General features: G+C 38.7%; 1 protein-coding gene. It reads right to left on the bottom strand.

Annotated elements, in window-relative coordinates:
* Positions 1–129 precede the first annotated feature (129 nt).
* On the bottom strand, positions 130–1,221 hold the full coding sequence (locus tag DNK84_RS07220; RefSeq protein ID WP_119343878.1) for an IS4 family transposase: 1,092 nt from the start codon (positions 1,219–1,221) through the stop codon (positions 130–132).
* Positions 1,222–1,559 lie beyond the last annotated feature (338 nt).

Raw genomic sequence — 1,559 nt, 5'->3', positions numbered from 1 at the left:
CTAACGCTGTTTCTTTGTTGGTGGATCCATACCACAATGATTTGTCATACATGGATCCAAACCGTGAGCCATGTTTTAATGGTGGATATCTAAATGGTGTATAAATTAACTCTGTACACGATGATTTTCTCATTTGAGTAGCTCCTGTAGCGGTCGGTTTAAAATTTTAAGACAAAGCTTAAAGTCTCTTATGCTAAAAGCTGCTCTTTGATAAGCATTAGCAATCATGTCCAAGCCATATCGGAAATAGCTAGACTGTAATCTACCATGTTTTTTCCGTTTGATTGGCTTTAACTTGGCGTCTTTGTACTCACCAACCTTATGTGCCCACACAACGCCAACAGTAAGCAGTGCCATTAATTTGGAAATTTTGTTTAAGTCTTTCAAATGCGTATCTTCAAAGTTAAATCCCCTGCCTTTAAGTGCTTGAAAAAGATTTTCAATTTCCCAGCGCATACCATACGTGGGCACCAACTGCTCAATGGTTTCTGAATTGCTAACAACAACTAACAATTCACCATTAACATCTCTTGTACCCGCAAAGTAAACATCAAGCCCTGAGAACTTCCTTTTGCCCTCAATGCTTTTAATTTCATGTGTTTTGACACCATAAAACAGTGCTGAAACATCCACTTCAAGTCCTCGGGAGTTTGTGGTTAGCTGGTTTTGCTTTACACGAACAACAAATGGAATGGACTCTTTATCCAACCATTTTAGCCATTTCTCCCCAATAAATTCGCGATCTCCTAAAATGCCAGCTATACATCCTGTGCCAAACTGCTCAATGAAGCGTTTCACTAAGTCAATACGCACCTCAGACTTGGAATTCCCCTTATGCGGCAGCATTTCCCAATACAATGGAATAGCAACACCTTCATGAACTGCTGAGAGCATAAGAATATTGATATCTGTACTACCAAATTGCCAATTGGTTCTGTCCAACGCAAGATAGAACTTTGCTTTCTGGCTGAGCATTTGCTCAACACTCCACTTTGCAACAGCATCATAATCAAACTCAACATCTTTAAAAAATCCCTGTATCCGTCGATAATTCGACTCGATTTTGGTGTCTCTTGCAAAGTGAGTTGCTAAATGCGCAAGATTAACGGTTTGTCGTGAGATCAGGCTAACCAGAAGATTAGCAAAACAATCTAATCTTGATTTGTGCCAGTTAAAAATTTCCTTTAAACTGTTCGTCAGCTGTTTGAGGTGCTTTTTCATGTTGTGCAAATCAAGAAAAAATAACGCTTCAAGCAGCAATTTGCAAATTTTTCTTCGTGTACAGTAAATTTTCGTGGTTACTTACGCGCATGATGTCAAAATTTTAGATAAATTAACCAGTCAATGTTAGGAGATGATAATGAGGCAAGATACTCAATTAAAGGAAAAACAGCTTGATTTTCCATACCCTCGTGCAAAAGCCACCCATTCTTGGCTTAATGTGGACGAAGCCTAGTTATATAAAATGGAATGTCGGGAGGATCCTCAATTATCAAAGTCAGGTGTGCAAATCCCTAAATGGCATTTTGCAATGCTAAATGATGCTGAGAGAAATGATG

This window comes from Facilibium subflavum (genome assembly GCF_003574485.1).
GTDB classification, from domain to species: domain Bacteria; phylum Pseudomonadota; class Gammaproteobacteria; order Francisellales; family Francisellaceae; genus Facilibium; species Facilibium subflavum.
Note: the sequence above shows the minus strand (reverse complement) of the source record. Positions and strands in the feature narration are given on the sequence as shown.

Excerpts from the sequence above, each read along its gene's own strand:
- DNK84_RS07220 (WP_119343878.1), bottom strand. The coding sequence starts at position 1,221 with ATGAAAAAGCACCTCAAACAGCTGACGAACAGTTTAAAGGAAATTTTT.